This is a genomic window from Caballeronia sp., from assembly GCF_049581465.1.
GTDB lineage: Bacteria > Pseudomonadota > Gammaproteobacteria > Burkholderiales > Burkholderiaceae > Caballeronia.
Genome location: NZ_JBAUSA010000076.1, coordinates 1 through 4,514 on the forward strand (window position 1 = coordinate 1; position 4,514 = coordinate 4,514).

A 4,514-nucleotide genomic window follows, 5' to 3' on the forward strand; every position below is an offset into this window, starting at 1 on the left:
ACCAACACGGCGCTCGCGTTCGATCGCGACAAGGCCCGCGGCTTTCGCCTGAACATCGCCGCCGGCACCGCCGTGCGCTTCGAGCCCGGCCAGGAACGCACGGTTGAACTCGTGGCGCTGGCAGGCGATCGGAAAGTCTACGGCTTCAACGGCCTTGTGATGGGTCCGCTTTGATCTCAACTTCAGGATTATCGAAATGACGCTACGCATCGGACGCCGCGCTTACGCGGAAATGTTCGGCCCGACCACCGGCGACCGCGTGCGTCTCGCCGATACCGACCTCCTGATCGAAGTCGAACGCGACTTCACGACCTATGGCGAAGAGGTGAAATTCGGCGGCGGCAAGGTGATTCGCGACGGCATGGGCCAGTCGCAGCGCGTTCACGCCGACGTGGTCGACACGGTCGTGACGAACGCACTGATCCTGGATCATTGGGGGATCGTGAAGGCGGATATCGGCATCAAGAACGGCCGCGTGTTTGCAATCGGCAAGGCCGGGAATCCGGACATCCAACCGGGCGTGACAATTGCCATTGGCGCGGCGACCGAAGTCATCGCCGGCGAAGGCATGATCGTGACGGCGGGAGGGATTGACTCGCATATTCACTTCATCAGCCCGCAGCAAATCGACGAGGCACTCGCGAGCGGTATCACGACGATGCTCGGCGGCGGCACGGGTCCTGCAACGGGAACGAACGCCACGACCTGCACGCCGGGTCCATGGCATCTTGAACGCATGTTGCAAGCCGCCGATGGCTGGCCGGTCAATCTCGGCTTTCTCGGCAAGGGCAATGTCAGCGTGCCGGCGCCGGCGCTCGAACAGATCAAGGCGGGCGCAATCGGTTTGAAACTGCACGAAGACTGGGGCACGACACCGGCCGCGATCGACAACTGCTTGTCCGTGGCCGACGATACCGACACGCAAGTCGCCATCCACACGGACACGCTGAACGAAGCGGGCTTTGTGGAAACGACCGTGGCCGCGTTCAAGGGCCGCACGATCCACACATATCACACGGAAGGCGCGGGCGGCGGCCATGCGCCGGACATCATCAAGGTGTGCGGCGAGCCGAACGTGCTGCCCTCCTCCACCAACCCCACGCGTCCTTACACCATCAACACGCTCGACGAACACCTCGACATGCTGATGGTCTGCCATCACCTCGATCCATCGATTGCGGAAGATATCGCGTTTGCCGAGTCGCGGATTCGTCGCGAGACGATTGCCGCTGAAGACATCCTTCACGACCTTGGCGCGTTGTCCATGCTCTCCTCCGATTCGCAGGCGATGGGCCGTGTCGGCGAGGTGGTGATGCGCACGTGGCAGACCGCGCACAAGATGAAAACGCAACGCGGCGCGCTGCCCGAGGACACCGCACGCAACGACAATTTCCGCGCGAAACGGTACGTTGCCAAGTACACGATCAACCCGGCGATCACGCACGGCATCGCGCACGAAGTGGGTTCCATCGAGCCCGGAAAATGGGCCGATCTCGTGTTCTGGGAGCCGGCGTTCTTCGGCGTAAAGCCCGCGATGATCCTGAAGGGCGGCATGATCGCGGTCGCGCAGATGGGCGACCCGAACGCATCCATCCCGACGCCTCAGCCGGTGCATTATCGCGAGATGTTCGCGACGCGCGGCGGAGCGCTGGGCAAGACATCGCTGACGTTTGTATCGCAGATGGCGATGGACGACGGCGTGGGCGACCGGTATGGCTTGAAGAAGCAGGTTGTTGCAGTGAAGAACTGCCGCAACATCTCCAAGACCGACATGATTCACAACGCGTACATGCCCTCGATTACCGTCGATCCGGAGACGTATCAAGTGGTGGCCGACGGGCAATTGCTGACTTGCGAGCCCGCAACGGTTCTCCCCATGGCGCAACGTTACTTCCTCTTCTGAGACGCACATGCGCACGATTGACAAACGTATCGAAGTAAAACTGGCAGCCGTGTTGATCAAGCGCGCACCGACGTTGACGCTGGCCTTCGATGACCGCTGCAAGAGCCGCCTAGCCACGACCCTGGACAACGGCGAGGAAGTCGCGCTGGTGCTGCCGCGTGGGACGGTGTTGCGAGACGGTGATGTGCTGGTGGCCGACGATGGCGCGCTCGTGCGCGTGATCGCTGCACCACAGGAAGTTCTAGTGGTCCATGCCCACGATGTTCCTACGCTCACGCGCGCCGCCTATCACCTGGGCAACCGGCACACGCCGGTCGAAGTCGGCGCGGAGCATTTGAAACTCGAAGCCGATCCGGTGCTTGAGGACATGTTGAAACGCATCGGCGCGCACGTCGAACATGCGACGCTGCCGTTCCAGCCGGAGACGGGTGCGTATGGCGGCGGTCATAAACATGGGCATGACGAGACGTTCGTTGAGGACTACGCGCTAGCGCAAAAGGTCTTCGATGAACATCATGGGCACGCGCACGCTGCGGGCCACGACCACGGCGACCATTCGCAATGCGGCCATGATCACGAGCACGAAGGGCACGAGGCTCATGAAGACCATGATCATGATGCCCACGGTCACACCCATGCGCATCGCTGAGCTGACTGCCCTGCTTCACCTGGCATCGCCCGCGTTGCCTATTGGCGCATTCAGCTACTCGCAGGGCCTTGAATCGGCGATTGAGCACGGCTTGATCCATGACGGCGATACCGCGCGTGAATGGATCGCCAGCGGCCTTTCAAACGTATTGGCGCGCGGCGAGCTGCCATTGCTCGCGCACCAGATGGAGCGCTGGCGCAATCACGAAGCACAAGCCCTGGCCGCCGCCGACGAAGAATTCCTTGCCAGCCGCGAATCGGCGGAATTACGTCGCGAGACGCAGCAAATGGGCTGGTCGCTGGCGCAGTTATGTACGCAACTCGAATGGGGCGATAGCGCGCGCCTTGCAACATTGAACGCGTTGAAGCCGGTCTCGCAACCCACCGCATTCGCTTTTGCAGCCTTTACGCAAGGCGCCGCCACCGACTCCACCCTCGCCGCCTATGCGTTCGCGTGGGTCGAAAACCAGGCCGCTGCGGCGTTGAAAGCCGTGCCGCTCGGTCAGGTCGCGGGGCAGCGGATTATCGTCGCGTTGCGCGACGCTATCGATACCGCCGTGCAGCAGGCGCTCGCTACATCGCCGGATGGCATCAACACTTTCGCGCCTCAACTCGGCATCCTTTCCGCGCGCCACGAGTCGCAGTATTCGCGGCTGTTTCGCTCTTGAAGCACCAATACAAAATGAACACACCCAAGCACGCACCTACGTATTCCGCTGCCGCTCGCCGAACCAAAAAGCTCCCGCCGTTGCGCGTGGGTGTCGGCGGGCCGGTCGGGTCGGGCAAGACCACCTTGCTCGAAATGCTTTGCAAGGCAATGCGCGACAAGTACGACCTGGTCGCCATCACCAACGACATCTACACGAAAGAAGATCAGCGTCTGCTCACGGTCGCGGGAGCGTTGCCCGCCGAGCGGATCATGGGCGTTGAAACGGGCGGATGCCCGCACACCGCCATTCGCGAAGATGCATCGATTAATCTTGAAGCCGTCGACCAGATGATCGAGCGTTTCCCGGACGCGGATATCGTGTTCATCGAATCCGGCGGGGATAATCTTGCGGCTACGTTCAGCCCGGAGTTGTCGGATCTGACGATCTACGTAATCGATGTCGCCGGCGGCGAGAAGATCCCGCGCAAGGGCGGCCCGGGCATTACGAAGTCAGACTTGCTGGTCATCAACAAGACCGATCTCGCGCCATACGTGGGCGCGAATCTGGACATCATGGCGTCGGACGCGAAGAAGATGCGCGGCGAGCGGCCATTCGTGATGTGCAACCTGAAAGCGCTCGGCGGGCTGGATACGGTGATTCGGTTTATCGAGAAGAAGGGGTTGTTGGGGGTTTGAAAGACCTGATGTGCCGGCGGTGAATGACCTTTGGGCGCAGCCCCATCTCAAACATCTTCCCGCGCATCCAGCAACGCCCCCAGCACCGCCACCGTCCTCACCGTCGCCCCGCGGTGCTTCGCCGCGAACGCCGATGCCGCCCCGCACATGGCCAGCCGGCGCGACTTGTCGGTGAAAATATCCCGCAGCCCCCGCGCCAGCGCCGATGGATCGCTGACCCGCAGCGCCGCGCCTTCCGCAATCGCGTCATTGGTCGCTTGCGTGAAGTTGAACGTATGCGGCCCGATCAACACGGGCACGCCAGCCGCGCAGGCTTCAATCAGGTTCTGCCCGCCGAGCGGCAACAAGCTCCCGCCGATAAACGCCAGGTCCGACGCCGCGTAATACGCGCCCAACTCGCCCATGGAATCGCCGAGCAACACGTTCACGCTTGACGGCAACGCGGGCGCGGCTTCGATACCCGATCCCGCTGCAGCCGGACGTCCCGCCCACGCCGAACGCCGCACGCACGACAAACCGGCTGCATCGACCAGTTCAGCCACTTCGTCGAACCGTTGCGGATGACGCGGCACGAGAATCAGCAACGCCTCGGGTACGCGAGCCCGCAACGCGGTGAAC

General features: G+C 62.5%; 6 protein-coding genes. 5 read left to right on the top strand and 1 reads right to left on the bottom strand.

Going from position 1 to position 4,514, the window contains the following annotated elements:
* The 5 genes from WCA53_RS01785 to ureG all read left to right on the top strand — a co-directional run.
* On the top strand, positions 1-174 hold a 174-nt coding region (locus WCA53_RS01785; RefSeq protein WP_423904858.1), incomplete at its 5' end, for an urease subunit beta.
* A gap of 22 nt (positions 175-196) precedes the next feature.
* The gene (ureC, locus tag WCA53_RS01790; protein ID WP_423904849.1) at positions 197-1,903 is read left to right on the top strand and encodes an urease subunit alpha; all 1,707 of its coding nucleotides are present in this window, start codon (positions 197-199) and stop codon (positions 1,901-1,903) included.
* 7 nt (positions 1,904-1,910) lie between these two features.
* Positions 1,911-2,552: an urease accessory protein UreE gene (gene ureE / locus WCA53_RS01795; protein WP_423904851.1), complete on the top strand. Its 642-nt coding sequence runs from the start codon at positions 1,911-1,913 to the stop codon at positions 2,550-2,552.
* Positions 2,539-3,219 carry an urease accessory protein UreF gene (locus tag WCA53_RS01800; protein ID WP_423904861.1) on the top strand — a complete coding sequence of 227 codons (681 nt, stop codon included), beginning with the start codon at positions 2,539-2,541 and terminating at the stop codon, positions 3,217-3,219. Before ureE ends, WCA53_RS01800 begins: the two co-directional genes overlap by 14 nt.
* 14 nt (positions 3,220-3,233) lie before the next feature.
* Positions 3,234-3,896, top strand: a complete 663-nt coding sequence (gene ureG / locus WCA53_RS01805; RefSeq protein WP_423904853.1) for an urease accessory protein UreG — start codon at positions 3,234-3,236, stop codon at positions 3,894-3,896.
* Between the two features lie 47 nt (positions 3,897-3,943).
* Here the strand turns inward: ureG and WCA53_RS01810 are convergent.
* On the bottom strand, positions 3,944-4,514 hold a 571-nt coding region (locus WCA53_RS01810), incomplete at its 5' end, for a glycosyltransferase (protein ID WP_423904855.1).